Annotated in this window: 14 protein-coding genes; 10 read left to right on the top strand and 4 right to left on the bottom strand. The window is 53.2% G+C overall.

Going from position 1 to position 19652, the window contains the following annotated elements; translation table 11 throughout:
• Positions 1 to 33 precede the first annotated feature (33 nt).
• The 4 genes from OGX90_RS05275 to OGX90_RS05260 all read left to right on the top strand — a co-directional run bounded on the left by OGX90_RS05275 (position 34) and on the right by OGX90_RS05260 (position 7352).
• Positions 34 to 1467: an amino acid permease gene (locus tag OGX90_RS05275; RefSeq protein ID WP_057067542.1), complete on the top strand. Its 1434-nt coding sequence runs from the start codon at positions 34 to 36 to the stop codon at positions 1465 to 1467.
• 207 nt (positions 1468 to 1674) lie between these two features.
• The gene (gene ygjJ, locus OGX90_RS05270; RefSeq protein WP_032945071.1) at positions 1675 to 2736 is read left to right on the top strand and encodes a protein YgjJ; all 1062 of its coding nucleotides are present in this window, start codon (positions 1675 to 1677) and stop codon (positions 2734 to 2736) included.
• Between the two features lie 16 nt (positions 2737 to 2752).
• Positions 2753 to 5104 (top strand): alpha-glucosidase, encoded by a 2352-nt coding sequence (ygjK, locus tag OGX90_RS05265; protein ID WP_286623290.1) that lies wholly within the window; start codon positions 2753 to 2755, stop codon positions 5102 to 5104.
• Between the two features lie 229 nt (positions 5105 to 5333).
• Entirely contained in the window at positions 5334 to 7352 is a 2019-nt protein-coding gene (locus OGX90_RS05260) for an NADPH-dependent 2,4-dienoyl-CoA reductase (RefSeq protein WP_286623288.1), read from the top strand.
• Positions 7353 to 7512: 160 nt separating this feature from the next.
• On the opposite strand, the gene rlmG is transcribed toward OGX90_RS05260, so the two are convergent.
• Entirely contained in the window at positions 7513 to 8649 is a 1137-nt protein-coding gene (rlmG, locus tag OGX90_RS05255) for a 23S rRNA (guanine(1835)-N(2))-methyltransferase RlmG (protein ID WP_008785866.1), read from the bottom strand.
• 82 nt (positions 8650 to 8731) lie between these two features.
• On the opposite strand from rlmG, the gene OGX90_RS05250 reads away from it, so the two are divergent.
• The 4 genes from OGX90_RS05250 to sstT all read left to right on the top strand — a co-directional run bounded on the left by OGX90_RS05250 (position 8732) and on the right by sstT (position 13030).
• Positions 8732 to 9232, top strand: a complete 501-nt coding sequence (locus OGX90_RS05250) for a M48 metallopeptidase family protein (RefSeq protein WP_016154609.1) — start codon at positions 8732 to 8734, stop codon at positions 9230 to 9232.
• 72 nt (positions 9233 to 9304) lie between these two features.
• On the top strand, positions 9305 to 10303 hold the full coding sequence (locus tag OGX90_RS05245) for a Gfo/Idh/MocA family protein (RefSeq protein ID WP_048225663.1): 999 nt from the start codon (positions 9305 to 9307) through the stop codon (positions 10301 to 10303).
• A 271-nt stretch (positions 10304 to 10574) separates the two neighbouring features.
• Positions 10575 to 11543 carry a TerC family protein gene (locus tag OGX90_RS05240; RefSeq protein ID WP_048216385.1) on the top strand — a complete coding sequence of 323 codons (969 nt, stop codon included), beginning with the start codon at positions 10575 to 10577 and terminating at the stop codon, positions 11541 to 11543.
• Between the two features lie 242 nt (positions 11544 to 11785).
• Positions 11786 to 13030 carry a serine/threonine transporter SstT gene (gene sstT / locus OGX90_RS05235; protein WP_048215489.1) on the top strand — a complete coding sequence of 415 codons (1245 nt, stop codon included), beginning with the start codon at positions 11786 to 11788 and terminating at the stop codon, positions 13028 to 13030.
• A gap of 16 nt (positions 13031 to 13046) precedes the next feature.
• On the opposite strand, the gene OGX90_RS05230 is transcribed toward sstT, so the two are convergent.
• The 3 genes from OGX90_RS05230 to uxaC all read right to left on the bottom strand — a co-directional run bounded on the left by OGX90_RS05230 (position 13047) and on the right by uxaC (position 16655).
• Positions 13047 to 13601, bottom strand: coding sequence for a YgjV family protein (locus OGX90_RS05230; protein WP_008785870.1), 555 nt, complete (start codon positions 13599 to 13601; stop codon positions 13047 to 13049).
• A gap of 138 nt (positions 13602 to 13739) precedes the next feature.
• Entirely contained in the window at positions 13740 to 15227 is a 1488-nt protein-coding gene (locus tag OGX90_RS05225) for a UxaA family hydrolase (RefSeq protein ID WP_032945078.1), read from the bottom strand.
• A gap of 15 nt (positions 15228 to 15242) precedes the next feature.
• Positions 15243 to 16655, bottom strand: a complete 1413-nt coding sequence (gene uxaC, locus OGX90_RS05220; protein ID WP_043017737.1) for a glucuronate isomerase — start codon at positions 16653 to 16655, stop codon at positions 15243 to 15245.
• Positions 16656 to 17126: 471 nt separating this feature from the next.
• Between uxaC and OGX90_RS05215 the strand changes: the two genes are divergently transcribed.
• A complete protein-coding gene (locus OGX90_RS05215) occupies positions 17127 to 18428 on the top strand; it encodes an MFS transporter (RefSeq protein WP_003828557.1) in 1302 nt (433 codons plus the stop codon).
• A 134-nt stretch (positions 18429 to 18562) separates the two neighbouring features.
• The gene (gene exuR, locus OGX90_RS05210) at positions 18563 to 19339 is read left to right on the top strand and encodes a transcriptional regulator ExuR (protein ID WP_003828559.1); all 777 of its coding nucleotides are present in this window, start codon (positions 18563 to 18565) and stop codon (positions 19337 to 19339) included.
• The last annotated feature ends 313 nt before the right edge of the window (positions 19340 to 19652 follow it).

Here is a 19652-nt window from a genome sequence, read left to right as displayed (position 1 = left end):
TACCCTATAATAATCAGGAATCGGAGATGTGCTATGTCTGATACCAAACGTAATACCATCGGCAAGTTCGGCTTACTTTCACTCACCTTTGCCGCGGTTTATAGTTTTAATAACGTAATCAACAATAATATTGAGCTTGGTCTGGCATCCGCACCGATGTTTTTCCTCGCGACGATTTTCTACTTTATTCCGTTTTGCTTAATCATCGCCGAATTTGTTTCGCTGAATAAAAACTCCGAAGCCGGTGTCTACGCATGGGTAAAAAGTTCGCTGGGTGGACGTTGGGCATTTATTACTGCCTACACCTACTGGTTCGTTAACCTGTTCTTTTTTACCTCGCTTTTGCCCCGCGTTATTGCCTACGCCTCATATGCTTTTTTAGGCTACGAATACATTCTGACGCCGTTCGCAACCACCGTGTTAAGTATGGTGCTGTTTGCCTTCTCCACCTGGGTTTCGACCAATGGTGCAAAAATGTTAGGGCCGATTACCTCGGTCACCTCCACGTTGATGCTGCTGCTGACGCTGTCCTATATTTTACTGGCAGGTACGGCGCTGGTTGGTGGCGTACAGCCTGCTGACCCTATCACCGTAGACGCAATGATCCCGAATTTTAACTGGGCATTCCTCGGTATCACCACCTGGATCTTTATGGCGGCAGGCGGCGCGGAGTCGGTGGCGGTGTACGTCAACGACGTCAAGGGCGGCTCCAAATCGTTCGTGAAGGTCATTATCATTGCCGGAATTTTTATCGGCGTGCTCTATTCCATCTCCTCGGTGCTGATTAACGTCTTCGTCAGCAGCAAAGAGCTGAAGTTTACCGGTGGTTCGGTGCAGGTATTCCACGGCCTGGCGGCATATTTCGGCCTGCCGGAACTGGTCGTGAACCGCTTTGTCGGCCTGGTCTCCTTTACCGCAATGTTCGGCTCCCTGCTGATGTGGACCGCAACGCCGGTGAAGATCTTCTTCTCTGAAATTCCGGCGGGTATTTTCGGTAAAAAAACCGTCGAACTGAATGAAAACGGCGTCCCGGCCCGTGCAGCATGGATCCAGTTCCTGATCGTTATCCCGCTGATGATTATCCCGACGCTCGGCTCCAATACCGTGCAGGATTTAATGAACACTATCATCAACATGACCGCCGCCGCCTCGATGCTGCCGCCGCTGTTTATTATGCTGGCTTACCTGAATCTGCGTGCAAAACTGGACCACTTACCGCGCGACTTCCGTATGGGTTCGCAAAAAACCGGCATTGTTGTGGTGTCGATGCTGATCGTTCTTTTCACCATCGGATTTATTGCCTCTACCTTCCCAACCGGCGGCAATATCATAACCATTATTTTCTATAACGTCGGTGGGATTGTTATTTTCCTCGGTTTTGCCTGGTGGAAATACAGTAAATATATCAAAGGGCTAACCAAAGAAGAAAAAGCTGTTGAGGCGGCCCCTGCTTCAGATATCAATTAATGACTAAAACATAATAACAATAAATAATACTCGCCAAGGCTATAACCAAAATAATTCGAGTTGCATGAAGGCGGCAAGTGAGTGAATTCCCAGGAGCATAGATAACTATGTGACTGAGGTGAACGAACGTAGCTAACGCACATGCAGCTTGAAGTATGACGGGTATATAACAATAAAAATTAAATTTTATTTGCTTAGGATCGAAGCATGAAAAACATTAGCCATTGTTGCAGGGCAATTATTGCCCTGCCCTTTTTCTGCGTCTCCTCTCTGGGTGCAGAAGAAGTTCGCCCTGCAGAACACGACGACACGAAAACGCCAGAAATATCTTCCCCCTCATTTCGCTTTTATGGCGAATTGGGCATGGGAGGATATATGGATTTAGAAGGACAAGACAAACATAAATACAGTGATGGTACCTATATAGAAGGTGGCCTGGAGATAAAACACGGCTCTTGGTTTGGTCTGATCTACGGCGAGGGCTGGACCGTGCAGGCCGACCATCAGGGCAATGCCTGGGTTCCTGACCATAGCTGGGGCGGATTCGAGGGCGGGATCAACCGCTTTTACGGCGGTTATCGTACCAATGACGGAACGGAGCTGATGCTCAGCCTGCGCCAGGACTCTTCGCTGGATGACCTGCAATGGTGGGGGGATTTCACTCCAGACCTGGGCTACGTTATTCCCAACACCCGTGACATCATGACTGCCATTAAGGTGCAAAACCTGACCGGTCCTTTGCGCTACAGCGTGACAGCAACACCCGCCGGACACCACGACGAGAGCAAAGCCTGGCTGCACTTTGGTAAATACGATCGCTACGACGATAAATATACCTATCCGGCCATGATGAACGGCTACATCCAGTACGACCTGACTGAAGGCGTAACCTGGATGAACGGCCTGGAGATAACAGATGGTACCGGACAGCTGTTCCTGACCGGCATCCTTTCGCCCAACTTCGCCGCCCGCGCCTGGCACCACACGGGCCGCGCCGACGGGCTGGATGTGTCCGGCACCGAAACCGGCTACATGGTCAGCGCGATGTATGAAGCGCTAAAAGGCGTTTACCTCTCCACTGCTTATAGCTACGCCAAACACCGACCGGATCGCGCCGAGGACGAAACCACTTCCTTTATGCAGTTCGGTATCTGGTATGAATACGGCGGCGGCCGTTTCGCTACCGCCTTCGACAGTCGGTTCTATATGCAGAATGCATCCGGCGACCCGAGCGACCAAATCTTCCTGATGCAATATTTCTATTGGTAACAAGGACCGGAATACCATGAACATGAAACCTATTCTTACGCCGCTGGCCTGTATCCTGCTGATGAACTTCTCCGCACATGCCACCAGTGCTAACGACTTTAAAAACATCATTAATCGCACCGGTGCGCCGGGCTACATGCATGACTACGATCACGACGACCACCAGCGCTTTAATCCATTTTTCGATCTTGGCGCCTGGCACGGTCATTTGCTCCCGGACGGCCCTGCAACGATGGGCGGCTTTCCAGGCGTGGCGTTGCTGACCGAAGAATACATCAATTTTATGGCCAATAATTTTGACCGTCTGACGGTGTACCAGCACGGTAAAAAGGTCGATTTTGCGCTTGAGGCCTACAGCATTCCCGGCGCGCTGGTGCAAAAGCTGTCATCTAAGCATGTGCAAATAGAGATGACACTGCGTTTTGCCAGCCCGCGCACCTCGCTGCTGGAAACCAAAATCACCAGCAACACGCCGCTGGATCTGGTGTGGGACGGCGAGCTGCTGGAGAAACTGGAAGCCAAAGAGGGAAAAGCGCTGTCGGATAAAACCATTGATAGCGAATTCCCTGGCTATCAGCGCAAAATCACCGCCACGCACGACGGTCTGAAAGTCACCTTCGGCAAAGTGCGCTCAACCTGGGATCTGCTCACCTCCGGTGAGTCGGAGTATCAGGTGCATAAATCTGTCGCTATGAAAACCACGGTTAACGGTCATCGCTTTACGGGGAAGGCCCATATCAGTGGTTCGACAACCATTTACACCACCTGGTCTCATCTGCTTACCGCCGAGGATGTGGCGAAAGAGCAGCCGCAGATCCGCGATATTCTGGCGCGCCCGGCCTGGTATCTTGCTGCATCACAAAAGCGCTGGGCAGATTATCTGCAAAAAGGCTTAACCAACCCGGATGCCACAACGGAACAAACCCGGGTCGCGGTAAAAGCTATTGAAACGCTGAACGGCAACTGGCGCTCGCCAGGCGGTGCGGTAAAACACAATACCGTGACGCCATCGGTCACCGGCCGCTGGTTCTCCGGCAACCAAACCTGGCCGTGGGACACCTGGAAGCAGGCCTTCGCTATGGCGCACTTTAACCCGGAGATCGCCAAAGAGAATATTCGCGCCGTCTTTTCATGGCAGGTTAAACCCGGTGATCCGGTTCGCCCGCAGGATGCCGGATTCATTCCCGACCTGATTGCCTGGAATCTCAGCCCGGAACGCGGCGGCGACGGCGGTAACTGGAACGAGCGCAACACCAAACCCAGCCTGGCGGCGTGGTCGGTGATGGAGGTCTACAACGTTACCAAAGACAAGGCCTGGCTCGAAGAGATGTATCCAAAGCTGGTTGCGTATCACGACTGGTGGCTGCGTAACCGCGATCACAACGGCAACGGCGTGCCGGAATACGGTGCTACCCGCGATAAAGCCCACAATACTGACCGCGGCGAAATGTTGTTTACGGTGAAAAAAGGCGACAAGGAAGAAACGCTCTCCGGGCTTAACAACTACGCCACCGTGATCGATAAGGGTCAGTATGACAGCCTGGAGATCCCAGCGCAGGTTGCCGCCTCGTGGGAGTCCGGTCGTGACGATGCGGCTGTATTCGGTTTTATCGATAAAGATCAACTGGATAAATACGTCGCGGGTGGTGGAAAACGCAGCGACTGGGTGGTGAAATTTGCCGAAAATCGCAGTAAAGACGGTAATTTGCTGGGTTACTCGCTGTTGCAGGAGTCAGTCGATCAGGCCAGCTACATGTACAGCGACAACCATTATCTGGCGCAGATGGCGACCCTGCTCGGCAAACACCAAGAGGCGCAGCGCTATCGCCAACTGGCGCAAAACCTCGCAGATTACATCAACACCTGCATGTTCGACCCGGCAACAAAATTCTTTTATGACGTTCGTATTGAGGACCAACCGCTGGCAAACGGCTGCGCGGGTAAACCGATCGTCGAACGTGGCAAAGGGCCGGAAGGCTGGTCGCCGCTGTTTAACGGCGCAGCAACGCAGCCCCATGCGGACGCAGTGGTTAAGGTGATGCTCGACCCCAAAGAGTTCAACACCTTTGTCCCGCTTGGCACAGCGGCGCTGACCAACCCGGCTTTTGGTGCGGATATATACTGGCGCGGGCGCGTCTGGGTGGATCAGTTCTGGTTCGGGCTAAAAGGGATGGAGCGTTACGGCTATCGCGATGACGCGTTAAAACTGGCGGATACCTTCTTCAGCCACGCCAAAGGCCTCACCGCTGACGGTCCGATTCAGGAAAACTATAACCCGCTGACCGGCGCACAGCAGGGCGCACCGAACTTCTCCTGGAGCGCGGCGCATCTCTATATGCTGTATAACGATTTTCTTAAAAAACAGTAATCTGTGACATAACGCCGGATGGCGCTTCGCTTATCCGGCCTACAAAGATACATTTTCACAGGCCGGATTAGGTGCTTGCACCGATATCCGGCATATCCGTCCTCTGGCTCCACTCCTTTTTTGAATCCCATCACAATCACGGCATTCCCCTTTTCCCTTTTACGCGGCGACGGCTAAATTATTAACTCATCCGACCACATAACAATAATTTTACATACTGGACACCTTTATGAGCTATCCGTCGCTGTTCGCTCCGCTCGATTTAGGCTTCACCACGCTTAAAAACCGCGTGCTGATGGGTTCAATGCATACCGGGCTGGAAGAGTATCCCGATGGTGCAGAACGGCTGGCCGCGTTCTACGCCGAGCGCGCCCGTCACGGCGTAGCGTTAATTGTGAGCGGAGGTATTGCGCCTGCGCTTTCCGGCGTGGGGATGGAAGGCGGTGCGATGCTGAACGACACCAGCCAGCTTGCTCACCATCGCGTCATTACTGATGCTGTGCATGATGAAGGCGGCAAAATCGCCCTGCAAATCCTGCACACCGGGCGTTACAGCTACCAGCCGCATCTGGTGGCGCCTTCTGCTATTCAGGCACCCATTAACCGCTTTACGCCACATGAATTAACGCACGATGAAGTGCTGCAGTTGATTGAAGATTTTGCCCACTGCGCACAGCTGGCGCGGGAAGCGGGCTACGATGGCGTGGAAGTGATGGGGTCGGAAGGGTATCTCATCAACGAATTCCTGACACTGCGTACCAACCAGCGCGATGACCAATGGGGCGGTGAATATGCCAACCGCATGCGGTTTGCCGTTGAGGTAGTGCGAGCGGTACGTCAGCGTGCCGGGAATGACTTTATTATTATCTTCCGCCTGTCGATGCTCGATCTGGTGGAAAACGGCGGAACCTTCGACGAAACCGTTCAGTTGGCGCAGGCTATAGAAGCCGCGGGGGCCACCATTATTAACACCGGTATTGGCTGGCATGAGGCACGTATTCCCACTATCGCTACCCCGGTACCGCGCGGTGCGTTTAGTTGGGTGACGCGTAAGCTGAAAGGGCATGTAACAATCCCACTGGTCACCACCAACCGCATTAACGATCCCCAGGTCGCCGATGACATTCTGGCCCGTGGCGATGCCGATATGGTGTCGATGGCCCGTCCGTTCCTCGCCGATGCCGAACTGCTGTCAAAAGCGCAAACCGGACGAGCGGATGAGATCAACACCTGTATCGGCTGTAACCAGGCCTGTCTGGATCAGATCTTCGTCGGCAAAGTCACCTCTTGCCTGGTCAATCCGCGCGCCTGCCATGAGACCAAAATGCCGATCGTTGCGGCAGCTGTGCCGAAAAATCTGGCGGTTGTCGGTGCGGGTCCTGCGGGCCTCGCCTTCGCCATTAATGCCGCAGCGCGCGGGCATCACGTGACGCTGTTTGACGCACATAGCGAGATTGGCGGGCAGTTTAATATCGCCAAACAGATCCCCGGCAAAGAAGAATTCTATGAAACCCTGCGCTACTACCGTCGGATGATCGACGTGACTGGCGTGACGCTGAAGCTGAATCACTTTGTCAGCGCACACGATCTGCACACCTTCGACGAAGTGATCCTTGCCAGTGGGATCGAGCCACGCATGCCGCCGATCGAGGGGATCGATCATCCTAAAGTGCTGAGCTATCTCGACGTTCTGCGTGATAAGACGCCAGTGGGTAAACGCGTGGCGATCGTGGGCTGCGGCGGGATCGGTTTTGATACTGCAATGTATCTGAGTCAGCCCGGTGAACCCACCAGCCAGAACATTGCGGAGTTCTGCGTGGAATGGGGGATCGACACCAGCCTGCAACAGCCTGGCGGCTTACGCCCGGAAGGTCCGCACCTATCCCGCAACCCTCGCCAGATAGTGATGTTACAGCGAAAAGCCAGCAAACCGGGGCAAGGTTTAGGTAAAACGACGGGCTGGATCCATCGCGCCACCCTACTCTCACGCGGCGTGAAAATGATCCCGGCAGTCAGCTATCAGAAGATTGATGATGATGGGTTACACGTTGTGTTGAACGGTGAACCGGTGATCTTTAACGTGGATAACGTGGTGATTTGCGCCGGACAAGAGCCGCGCCGTGAACTGGTCGATCCGCTGCACGCGGCAGGTAAAACGGTGCATCTGATCGGCGGCTGCGATGTGGCGATGGAACTGGATGCCCGACGCGCTATTGCGCAAGGCACCCGACTGGCACTGGAAATTTAACAGGATGTATTTCGTAGGCCGGATAAGGCGGTCACGCCGCCATCCGGCAATATGTGCATGTATCTATTTGCCTGATGGCGCGCAGCTTTCAGGCCTACAGAATCAGGCAGAATATTTGTTGTAGGCCGGATAAGGCGTTAGCCGCATCCGGCACCCGCTATTACCGACGGCGACCGGTTTTGACCGCTTTCAGCACCACGAATTTATTATTGGTGGCGATGGTCACGCAGTTGCCGAATATCTTCTTCAGCTTGTGGAAGTAGTCGAGGTGACGGTTAGCTACGATGTACAGCTCACCGTTGATTTTCAGGCAGCGGCGGGCGTGGTGGAACATTTCCCAGGCAATGTTATCCGTCAGCGCGTGCTTCTGGTGGAACGGTGGGTTGCACAGCACAGCGTTAAAGCGGAACGGTTCAACGCCAGACAGCGCGTTGTTAATCATAAACTCACAGCGATCCAGCGCTTCAGGCATGTTACTTTCCACGTTCAGGCGGCTTGAAGCCACCGCCATTGGCGATTCATCAACAAATACCACACTGGCTTCTGGGTTTTTCGCCAGCAGCGTCATACCGATGACGCCGTTGCCGCAACCGAGATCAACAATCTCCCCTTCAAGGTTTTCCGGCAGATGCTCGATAAAAAAGCGCGCGCCGATATCCAGCCCGGTACGGGAGAAGACGTTGGCGTGGTTATGGATAGTCCAGTCGGTGCCTTCCAGCTTCCAGCTTAACGTTTGCGAGGCAGCGGCCAGCTCCGGTTTGCTGAACGTACAGTTGATCAAACGCGCTTTTTTCCACGCCAGCGTAGTGGTGGTTGGACCCAACACTTTTTCAAACAGTTCCAGCGTCGAGGTATGTACATCACGCGCTTTTGCCCCGGCGATGATGCGCGTTTCTGGCGTTACCACTTCGCGCAGCGCACGCAGTTGCTGCTCCAGCAGCGCCATGGTTTTTGGCAGCTTAATCAGCACCACGCCCGGCGCCTGCGGATAGTCAGCGGTACTGTCGAGGAACTTGACGCTCGACTCGGCAATATCGTTGTGACGCAGGTTCTCGCGCGTGGCAAGCTCGCTGAGATAGGAATCGCCGATGCTGTACGGCGTATGTTCCGCCAGCGCACAGCCCAGCGCGCCGAAGGTATCATTCAGGATCAGCACCGGGCCGCTAATCTCGGTATCGTCCAGCTGTTGCAGCAGATATTCATCTGCAGCTTCCCACGCCAGCAGCGGGTTAACGTCATCCGTTTCCGGGAAACGTTTAAGTGACAGCGAACGGAAACCGTTGTCTATGTGGCTCATCGGCCCTCCTGAATGGTAAAATTTCGGCGTATCCCTGAAAAGGGTGCGTGAGTATACACTTTTATGATTTGCGTGGACATGAATGAACCAACTAACTTACCTCCAGGGCTACCCGGAACATTTGCTTTCTCAAGTGAGAACGCTGATTGCTGAGCAGCGCCTGGGCGCAGTGCTGGAGAAGCGCTATCCGGGTACGCATGACTTCGCGACTGACAAAGCGCTCTGGCAATATACCCAGGATCTGAAAAATCAGTTTCTGCGTAACGCCCCGCCGCTGAATAAAGTCATGTATGACAGCAAGATCCACGTTCTGAAGAATGCGTTGGGGCTGCATACCGCCGTCTCTCGCGTGCAGGGCGGTAAGCTCAAAGCCAAAGCGGAGATCCGCGTCGCCACCGTGTTTCGCAATGCCCCGGAACCCTTTTTGCGTATGATCGTCGTTCATGAACTGGCGCATCTGAAAGAAAAAGAGCACGACAAAGCGTTTTACCAGCTGTGCTGTCATATGGAGCCTCAGTATCACCAACTGGAGTTCGATACCCGCCTGTGGTTAACGCAACAATCGTTAAAGCAAACTGCGTAGTCGCGCACTGGCTTTGTCTTCAGGGCATGCTAAATTGACGAAAGAATCCCTTTTCGCAGCCTGAAGGCCTTTATGATACGTTTCGCAGTAATTGGCACAAACTGGATCACCCGCCAGTTTGTCGATGCCGCCCATGAAACCGGCAAGTATAAATTAACCGCAGTCTATTCCCGTAGCCTTGAGCAGGCACAGACCTTCGCCAACGATTACCCTGTCGAACATCTGTTTACCTCACTGGAAGCGATGGCGCAAAGCGAGGCAATCGACGCTGTCTATATCGCCAGCCCGAACTCTTTGCATTTCCCGCAGACCGAGCTGTTTTTGCGGCATAAAAAGCATGTTATTTGCGAAAAGCCGCTGGCCTCCAATCTGGCGCAAGCCGAAGCAGCTATCGCCTGCGCGCGTGAGAATCAGGTCGTGCTGTTTGAAGCGTTTAAAACCGCCTACCTGCCTAATTTCCTGCAGTTACAGCAATCACTACCCAGAGTAGGAAAAATCAGGAAAGCGTTTATCAATTACTGCCAGTACTCCTCGCGTTACCAGCGCTATCTGGACGGTGAAAATCCGAACACGTTTAATCCGGCATTCTCCAATGGCTCGATTATGGATATCGGTTTTTACTGCCTGGCCTCAGCGGTTGCGCTGTGGGGCGAACCGCTGAGCGTTCAGGCCAGCGCCAGCCTGCTGGAAAGTGGCGTGGATGCCCACGGCGTGGTAGTGCTGAATTACGGTGATTTCAGCGTTACGCTCCAGCACTCAAAAGTAAGCGACTCGGTATTAGCCAGTGAAATTCAGGGCGAGTCGGGATCGCTGGTCATCGAGCATATCTCCGAATGCCAAAAGGTGTGCTTCGTGCCACGCGGTGGGAAAACGCAGGATCTGACGACGCCTCAACACATCAATACTATGCTGTATGAGGCAGAGGCTTTTGCCCATTTGGTTGAATCCGGCGAAGTGGATCACCCGGCACTGGCCGTCAGCCGTATCACCGCCAAACTGCAAACGGAGATTCGCCGCCAGACCGGCGTGGTTTTCCCGGCAGACGAAGCGGAAACATCGCTGACTGCGTAAAGGTGTGTAAAACGAATGTTGCAGGCCATTGACTGAAAGCATGGCCTGTAATATTTTGTAACCCGCAAAGGGGAGTAACTTCGTTGTCGGTTGATCGTCATTACGATGTGTGAAAAACCACATCCGGTCACCGGGCGATAACAAAGGAATACGCCACCGTATTCCTTTGTTGTTGTAAGTGAGACCTTGCCGAATGGCAAGGTCTATGCATAAAAAGCAGCGGCTAACGTCATTCGGCGTTGGCCGTTTTTTTTATGCATGGGGAAATACAATGAATACTGTCGGCACACCGTTGTTATGGGGTGGCTTCGCTGTCGTAGTGGTAATTATGCTGGCCATCGACCTGCTGTTGCAGGGGCGTCGTGGCGCGCATACGATGTCAATGAAGCAGGCTGCGGCCTGGTCAATCGTCTGGGTAACGCTGTCGTTACTGTTTAACGCTGCCTTCTGGTGGTACCTGGCGGAAACCCAGGGGCGAGCCGTTGCCGACCCACAGGCGCTGGCGTTCCTTACCGGCTATTTGATCGAAAAATCACTGGCAGTAGATAACGTCTTTGTCTGGTTGATGCTCTTCAGCTACTTCTCCGTGCCGCCTGCGTTGCAGCGTCGGGTACTGGTGTATGGCGTGCTGGGTGCGATTGTGCTGCGTACGATCATGATCTTCGCGGGCAGCTGGCTTATCACCCAGTTTGAGTGGCTGTTATACGTGTTCGGCGCGTTCCTGTTGTTTACCGGCGTGAAGATGGCGCTGGCGAAAGAAGATGCCTCCGGTATTGGCGACAGACCGTTAGTACGCTGGCTACGCGGTCATTTGCGCATGACCGATACCATCGAAGATGAAAAATTCTTCGTGCGTAAAAACGGCCTGCTGTTTGTTACGCCGCTGATGCTGGTGTTGATTCTGGTTGAGCTGAGCGATGTGATTTTTGCCGTCGACAGTATTCCGGCTATCTTTGCCGTGACCACCGACCCGTTCATCGTGCTGACCTCGAACCTGTTTGCTATTTTGGGTCTGCGTGCGATGTACTTCCTGCTGGCGGGCGTGGCGGAGCGTTTCTCCATGCTGAAGTACGGCTTGTCGGTCATTTTGGTGTTTATCGGTATTAAGATGCTGATCGTCGATTTCTACCATATCCCGATCGCTATCTCGTTAGGCGTGGTATTTGGCATTCTGTTTGTGACGCTGGTTGTTAACGCTTGGGTCAACCACCAGCACGATAAAAAGCAGCAAATACAGTAAGTTTCATCTGCTAGCTGAAAAGCCCGACAGCACACTGCGTGCGTCGGGCTTTTTGTTTATCATGTCAAAATAATGTTAAGTCAAAGTTATAAAATATGATCTCAACGCGGAATCCAGGATATTTCGCTTCCAGAACCCTGTTCTTTCCTTATACTCAGCCATGCAAACATTTGCCCGATCCTGAAAGATGCGTCAACAGAACGCACAAAGGTAAGGCAACAACACAATGAAAGGATCACTACATGACTACGCAACGTTCATCGGGGCTACTCTCGCGTTTGGCGCAAGGGAGCCTGGTTAAACAAATTTTGATCGGTTTGGTACTGGGGATTTTACTGGCACTGGTGTCAAAACCTGCGGCTGAAGCCGTTGGTTTGCTGGGTACGCTGTTCGTCGGCGCATTAAAAGCCGTCGCGCCAATTCTGGTTCTGATGCTGGTGATGGCTTCTATCGCCAACCACCAGCACGGGCAAAAAACCAATATCCGCCCCATTCTGTTCCTCTACCTGCTCGGAACATTTTCAGCGGCATTAACCGCCGTTGTCTTCAGCTTTGCTTTCCCATCAACACTGCATCTTTCCAGCAGCGCGGGGGATATCGTACCGCCATCCGGGATTGTGGAAGTGATGCGTAGCCTGCTGATGAGCATGGTTTCTAACCCAATTGATGCTCTGCTGAACGCCAACTATATTGGTATTCTGGTATGGGCTGTCGGCCTGGGCTTTGCACTGCGCCACGGCAATGAAACGACCAAAAATCTGGTCAATGATATGTCCAACGCCGTCACCTTTATGGTGAAGCTGGTGATTCGTTTCGCGCCAATCGGTATCTTTGGTCTGGTCTCCTCCACGCTGGCAACCACCGGTTTCGCCACGCTTTGGGGCTACGCCCAACTGCTGACCGTACTGGTAGGCTGTATGCTGCTGGTGGCATTTGTGGTTAACCCACTGCTGGTCTTCTGGAAAATTCGCCGTAACCCGTACCCTCTGGTGCTGGCCTGTCTGCGTGAAAGCGGCGTGTATGCCTTCTTTACCCGCAGTTCGGCGGCAAATATTCCGGTGAACATGGCACTGTGTGAGAAACTGAATCTGGATCGTGATACCTATTCGGTGTCTATTCCGCTGGGCGCCACCATCAATATGGCGGGCGCGGCGATCACCATTACCGTACTGACGCTGGCGGCGGTGAATACGCTGGGTGTTCCGGTTGATTTACCGACTGCGCTGTTACTGAGCGTGGTGGCTTCACTGTGTGCCTGTGGTGCATCGGGCGTGGCGGGCGGTTCTCTGCTGCTGATCCCGCTGGCGTGCAACATGTTCGGTATCCCGAATGACATCGCCATGCAGGTTGTTGCCGTTGGCTTTATCATCGGCGTATTGCAGGACTCATGTGAAACAGCGCTGAACTCTTCTACAGACGTCCTGTTTACCGCTGCAGCCTGCCAGGCAGAAGACGAGCGTCTGGCAAATAACGCCCTGCGCGGCTAATCCCTACGCCCCTCCGTCATCGGGCGGAGGGGTTCTCTTCTTGTACGCTTTTTTCAATTTTGAACGGATCAATTCCGCGTTTTTGCATTCGCCGGAAGCGAATAATATTCAGGCCGTTCATCACCAGAAAACTCCCTTCGATCATCGTCCCACCAATCGATCCCAGCCAGAAATTATGGATAACCCAACAGGCAGTTGCGCACCACATGACGCAGCGCACGGTTAACCCTTTGCAGCGGAACAGCGCCCAGGTGCTGGCCAGCGTGCCAATTATCGGCAACAGCTCCATCGCATGCTGTAATTTCGCCAGCCCGAGAACCAGGGTGAGGACAATAAAAACGGTCATTACCCACAGTTTGCGGGTATGCATTGAGACAAGTGTGCGGATGGTGTTGAGTTCTGCGCTCATTCCCGCAGGCCAGGCCCCCATCAGGAAAAAATGCACGCCGATGGTGGCGCTATAGACGGCGAGTTGCAGCCGGAACCGGCGCTCATCGCGATTGAAAAAGGTGGTAATACCGATCAGAAAGGCGATGACACCTACGCCCTGGGCCAGCCAATACGCGGTCATGCAAGCAACCCCAATTCTATCTCGTAGGCCGGATTAGGCGAGTTCGCCGCCATCCGGCAACGGTTTGTGCCTGATGGCGCTGCGCTTATCAGGCCTACGGTTTGCGCAGACCTGCATGCAGGTACCATCAGGTATTTACTACAACGTTACGCCGCTTTTAAATATCGCTAACTCTCTAAAATCATTCCGCTCGTTGCAGGTTTGCTTGCCGTTGGCGAACTCGACGATGGTATCGACAAATTCTTCCAGTAACTGCGGCATCGCTTTGCCGTGGATCAACTGTCCAGCGTCAAAGTCGATCCAGTGCTTTTTCTTCGCCGCCAGCTCGCTGTTGGTAGCAATTTTCACCGTCGGCACAAAACCACCGTACGGCGTACCGCGACCGGTACTGAACAGCACCATATGACAGCCCGCGCCCGCCAGGGCACTGGTCGCCACCGCATCGTTACCCGGTGCGCTCAGCAGGTTCAGACCATGCGTCTTCAGACGTTCGCCGTAGCGCAGTACGTCCACCACCTGGCTGGAGCCTGCTTTTTGCGTGCAGCCGAGAGATTTATCTTCCAGCGTGGTGATACCGCCCGCTTTGTTGCCCGGCGATGGGTTCTCGTAGATCGGCTGGTCGTGAGCAATGAAGTACTGCTTGAAGTCATTGACCATGGTGACCAGCTTGCCGAACGTTTCTTCATCGCGGCAGTGGTCCATCAGCAGTTGCTCGGCGCCGAACATTTCCGGTACTTCGGTCAGTACGGTGGTGCCGCCGTTGGCAATCACGTAGTCAGAAAAACGCCCCAGCATCGGGTTGGCGGTAATACCGGACAGGCCGTCAGAGCCGCCGCATTCCAGACCAAACTTCAGCTCACCCAGTTTACCCGGCTCACGCTTATCGTTACGCATCACGTTGTACAACTGGTGAAGATGTTCAATCCCCGCTTCCACTTCGTCTTCCTGATGTTGGCAGACCATGAAGTGAACGCGCTCAGGATCGTACTCGCCTAAGGTTTCGCGGAAGGCATCAACCTGGTTGTTTTCACAACCAAGGCCAACCACCAGCACCGCCCCCGCATTCGGGTGACGCACCATGTTTTGCAGCATGGTGCGGGTGTTAATGTGGTCGTCGCCGAGCTGTGAACAGCCGTAGGTGTGGCTGAAGAGATGTACGCCGTCGATTCCTTCGGCATCGTTAGTCTCTTTCAGAAAACGGTTCTGCATCTGGCGCGCCATGGCGTTAACACAGCCAACCGTCGGTAGGATCCACAGTTCGTTGCGCACGCCAACATCGCCGTTGGCACGACGGTAGATCTGCACATCGCGATCCGCCGGTTGTGCAACTTCCGCCTGAAAATCAGGGTGGTAGCTATACGTGTCCAGGTCGCTCAGATTAGTGCGCGTGTTGTGAGCATGAATATGCTCACCCGCCGCAACGTCCACCAGCGTATGGCCAATTGGCAAACCGTATTTAATGACGTTTTCGCCTTTCGCAATATCACGTAAAGCGAATTTGTGGCCACGAGAGACCGCCTGACGCAGGGTTACCGCCTGCCCATCAACGGTGACTTCGGTTCCTTCAGCCAAATCAGCGAGCGCTACCGCGACGTTATCCAGCGCATGGATCTTGATGTATTGCATACCTTCACCCGGGCCTTAGTTCAGTTCAATGGCGAAGTAATCACGCGCATTGTTAAAGCAAATATTTCTGACCATTTCACCCAGCAACTGGATATCTGCCGGTGCTTCACCTGCAGCAACCCAACGGCCAATCATCTGGCACAGAATGCGACGGAAGTATTCATGGCGCGTGTATGACAGGAAGCTACGGCTATCGGTCAGCATGCCGACGAAACGGCTCAGCAGGCCGAGCTGGGCCAGCTGCGTCATCTGACGTTCCATCCCGTCTTTCTGATCGTTGAACCACCAGCCGGAACCGAACTGCATCTTGCCCGGCATACCTTCGCCCTGGAAGTTGCCGATCATGGTGCCCAGCACTTCGTTATCACGCGGGTTCAGGCAGTAGAGAATGGTTTTCGGCAGCAGGTTCTGTTCGTTCTGCTTGCTCAGCAGTTTGGACAGTTCTTCAGCCATCGGACGGTCATTGATGGAGTCGAAGCCAACATCCGCGCCCAACAGTTTGAACTGGCGCAGGTTGTTATTACGCAGCGCGCCGATGTGGTACTGCTGTACCCATTCGCGACGAGCATATTCCGCACCAAGGAACACCAGCACGGCAGTTTTAAACTGGGCAACTTCATGCTCACTCAGGGTTTCACCCGCCAGGCGACGCGCCAGAATGCTATCCAGTTCAGATTCGTTAGATTCGGCAAACAGCACCACGTCCAGCGCGTGGTCAGAGACTTTACAGCCGTGAGCCGCGAAGTGATCCAGGCGTTTGGTCAGCGCAGTCTGCAGGTCTGCGAAGCGACGAATGTCGGTGTCGGACACTTCACCGAGCTTCGCCATGTAGTCATTAAAGGTCGCCAGCTCAATGTTAAAGGCTTTATCCGGACGCCAGCTCGGCAGCACTTTCACATCAAAGCTTCCGTCTTTAGCAACGGCCGCATGATGCTCCAGAGAGTCGATCGGGTCATCGGTAGTGCCGACCATTTTCACATTCATCTGCTGCATGATGCCGCGCGCGGAGAATTTATCCTGCGCCAGCAGCTCGTTGCACTGGTTCCAGATTTCATCAGCAGTCGCAGGAGAAAGCAGCTTACCTGTAATACCAAACGGGCGGCGTAATTCGAGGTGGGTCCAGTGGTACAGCGGGTTACCGATAGTGTGCGGAACCGTGGCGGCCCATGCGTCAAACTTCTCGCGATCGGACGCATCGCCGGTACACAAGCGCTCAGCGACGCCATTGGTACGCATCGCACGCCATTTGTAGTGATCACCCTTCAGCCAGATGTCATACAGGTTATTAAAACGGTAGTTTTCAGCGATTTGTTGCGGTGGTAAATGGCAGTGGTAATCGAAGATCGGCTGGTCTTTGGCGTAATCATGGTACAGACGGCGGGCAAATTCGGTGTCCAGCAGGAAATCTTCAGTCATAAACGGGGTCATTATCGTCTTCCTCTCAACGAGTGCGTCAGATTGCTTATGTTTTGATGTTGACAAAGTTATCACACCAATTTCCATACACTGAAGATATTTTCGTGAGTTAGATCAACAAATGGTAACAAAAAAATTACTCTCAAAGAGGTAAATCACGCGTCAAGCCGCGCCAGTGCTGGCTTTGCTGAATCGAAATAATGACCACACGAAGATTCACACTTTTGTGATGGCACTCACCTTTTAAAGCTGTATGACAAGTTATCTTTTGGCCGTCGCGATACATAAGCCGACGGAATGCAAATTACCGATGTATCACCATCGGATTGACCGGTACGGAAACCGAATTAGCACAATTATTGACATGGCAAAGTTCGGGGAGTACCGGCTTTTTTTCGGTCCCCCCTCGTAAAAGAACATCCTCCGCCCTGAACTGGAAGATGACCGCTCGTTCGCGGACATAACAAAACGATGAGGTTTTACATGCGTAAAATTAAAGGGTTACGTTGGTACATGATTGCACTGGTGACGCTTGGCACCGTGCTGGGTTACCTGACACGTAACACTGTGGCGGCAGCTGCGCCAACTCTGATGGAAGAGTTACACATCTCCACTCAACAGTATTCCTATATCATCGCAGCGTATTCTGCTGCTTACACCGTAATGCAACCCGTTGCCGGCTACGTGCTCGATGTGCTCGGCACAAAAGTTGGTTACGCGATGTTCGCCGTTCTGTGGGCCGTCTTCTGTGGCGCGACCGCACTGGCTGGCAGTTGGGGTGGACTGGCGCTGGCGCGTGGCGCGGTAGGTGCCGCTGAAGCCGCAATGATCCCTGCGGGTTTGAAAGCCAGTTCTGAGTGGTTCCCGGCAAAAGAACGTTCAATTGCCGTTGGGTACTTTAACGTCGGCTCTTCTATCGGTGCGATGATTGCTCCGCCGCTGGTCGTCTGGGCAATCGTCATGCACAGCTGGCAGATGGCATTCATTATTTCCGGTGCGCTGAGCTTCATCTGGGCGATGTGCTGGCTTGTGTTCTACAAACACCCGCGCGACCAGAAAAAACTGTCTGATGAAGAACGTGATTACATTCTGAATGGTCAGGAATCACAGCATAAAAACGCGACCTCGAAAAAAATGTCGCTCGGTCAGATCCTGCGTAACCGCCAGTTCTGGGGCATCGCGCTGCCGCGTTTCCTGGCAGAGCCGGCCTGGGGTACCTTCAACGCCTGGATCCCGCTGTTCATGTTTAAAGTCTACGGCTTTAACCTGAAAGAGATTGCGATGTTTGCCTGGATGCCGATGCTGTTTGCTGACCTGGGCTGTATCGTTGGGGGCTACTTACCGCCGCTGTTCCAGCGCTGGTTCGGCGTTAACCTGATCGTTTCACGTAAAATGGTCGTCACCATGGGCGCATTGCTGATGATTGGCCCAGGGATGATTGGTCTGTTCACCAGCCCGTACATTGCTATCGCCCTGCTGTGCGTCGGAGGCTTTGCTCACCAGGCGCTGTCCGGTGCGCTGATTACGCTTTCTTCTGACGTATTTGGTCGTAATGAAGTGGCAACAGCAAACGGTCTGACCGGTATGTCCGCCTGGCTTGCCAGTACGCTGTTTGCACTGGTTGTTGGCGCACTGGCTGACACTATCGGCTTTAGCCCGCTGTTCGCCGTACTGGCGGTATTCGACCTGCTCGGCGCACTCGTTATCTGGACGGTCTTGCAAAACAAATCGGCCAGCGAGGTCGACTCGGGATCACAGACTGGCGATCCCGCTCCGCAAAATTAACCCGCTGCTTTTCATCAAGGGTATATAATGCAAAGCCGCCAGTCATCTGGCGGCTTTTTTATCGCCGCGAGTGGAGCAGTAATCGCAAAAGTGGTATAACAAATATAGTCTGCCGTATCATGCCTGGAGCGCATATGGAAATCACCGAACCACGACGTTTGTACCAACAACTTGCAGCTGATCTGAAAGAACGCATTGAGCAAGGCGTCTATCTGGTGGGTGACAAACTCCCTGCCGAGCGCTTTATCGCCGATGAAAAAAATGTCAGCCGTACCGTGGTTCGTGAAGCAATTATCATGCTCGAGGTAGAGGGTTACGTTGAGGTACGCAAAGGATCGGGGATCCACGTCATTTCCAACCAACCCAGACATTATGTTGCGCCAGATGAAAACCTGGAATTTGCCAGCTACGGTCCTTTCGAGCTGCTCCAGGCGCGTCAGCTCATAGAAAGCAACATTGCCGAGTTTGCCGCCACGCAGGTGACCAAACAGGACATCATGAAGCTGATGGAGATTCAGGAGAAATCACGTAACGAAAAAAGCTTTCGTGACTCCGAGTGGGATCTCCAGTTCCATGTGCAGGTCGCCCTGGCAACGCAGAACTCGGCTCTGGCCGCGATTGTTGAAAAAATGTGGACTCAGCGCATTCATAACCCCTACTGGAAGAAACTGCACGACCACATCGACCTGCGCACGGTTGATAACTGGTGTGATGACCATGACCAGATCCTTCGGGCGCTGATTCGCAAAGATCCTCATGCCGCCAAACTGGCGATGTGGCAGCATCTTGAGAACACGAAGCAGATGCTGTTTAACGAAACCAGCGATGATTTTGAGTTCAATGCGGACCGTTATCTATTTACCGAAAATCCGGTCGTTCATCTCGATACAGCGGCTAACAGCGCAAAATAAACAATCTTATCAATGCAGGCGCGACCACGCGCCTGTTTCTGACACTTGGTAAGCATTAGGTATAAAATGTCAGCCTGTGTAAATCCTCTCGCCACCCTCCATTGCGATAAGCAAAATCACAGTTCAACAACCGTAATTTCTATAACGGACTACGTTGACCTTTGTTACAATTAGATGCTGTTTGAATTTTTGTGTTTAAGAGCTTGCTAACTTCACAACTTTACAGGGAATAGTTCAGGCCGTGAATTTGTATCAAACCGCGAGTCATGTAAAAAATATTAATAAAATCGTGGTGTTACAAAAACCAGAAAAC

The sequence above is a fragment of the Citrobacter sp. Cpo012 genome, assembly GCF_030333015.1.
Classification (GTDB): domain Bacteria; phylum Pseudomonadota; class Gammaproteobacteria; order Enterobacterales; family Enterobacteriaceae; genus Citrobacter; species Citrobacter portucalensis.
The sequence above is the reverse complement of the archived record's forward strand: the minus strand, read 5'-3'. Positions and strand labels throughout refer to the sequence as shown.

Excerpts from the sequence above, each read along its gene's own strand:
- OGX90_RS05240 (WP_048216385.1), top strand. The coding sequence starts at position 10,575 with ATGAATACTGTCGGCACACCGTTGTTATGGGGTGGCTTCGCTGTCGTA.
- rlmG (WP_008785866.1), bottom strand. The coding sequence starts at position 8,649 with ATGAGCCACATAGACAACGGTTTCCGTTCGCTGTCACTTAAACGTTTC.
- OGX90_RS05250 (WP_016154609.1), top strand. The coding sequence starts at position 8,732 with ATGAACCAACTAACTTACCTCCAGGGCTACCCGGAACATTTGCTTTCT.
- OGX90_RS05260 (WP_286623288.1), top strand. The coding sequence starts at position 5,334 with ATGAGCTATCCGTCGCTGTTCGCTCCGCTCGATTTAGGCTTCACCACG.
- OGX90_RS05230 (WP_008785870.1), bottom strand. The coding sequence starts at position 13,601 with ATGACCGCGTATTGGCTGGCCCAGGGCGTAGGTGTCATCGCCTTTCTG.
- uxaC (WP_043017737.1), bottom strand. The coding sequence starts at position 16,655 with ATGACCCCGTTTATGACTGAAGATTTCCTGCTGGACACCGAATTTGCC.
- OGX90_RS05275 (WP_057067542.1), top strand. The coding sequence starts at position 34 with ATGTCTGATACCAAACGTAATACCATCGGCAAGTTCGGCTTACTTTCA.
- OGX90_RS05225 (WP_032945078.1), bottom strand. The coding sequence starts at position 15,227 with ATGCAATACATCAAGATCCATGCGCTGGATAACGTCGCGGTAGCGCTC.
- sstT (WP_048215489.1), top strand. The coding sequence starts at position 11,786 with ATGACTACGCAACGTTCATCGGGGCTACTCTCGCGTTTGGCGCAAGGG.
- OGX90_RS05245 (WP_048225663.1), top strand. The coding sequence starts at position 9,305 with ATGATACGTTTCGCAGTAATTGGCACAAACTGGATCACCCGCCAGTTT.
- ygjK (WP_286623290.1), top strand. The coding sequence starts at position 2,753 with ATGAACATGAAACCTATTCTTACGCCGCTGGCCTGTATCCTGCTGATG.
- ygjJ (WP_032945071.1), top strand. The coding sequence starts at position 1,675 with ATGAAAAACATTAGCCATTGTTGCAGGGCAATTATTGCCCTGCCCTTT.
- exuR (WP_003828559.1), top strand. The coding sequence starts at position 18,563 with ATGGAAATCACCGAACCACGACGTTTGTACCAACAACTTGCAGCTGAT.
- OGX90_RS05215 (WP_003828557.1), top strand. The coding sequence starts at position 17,127 with ATGCGTAAAATTAAAGGGTTACGTTGGTACATGATTGCACTGGTGACG.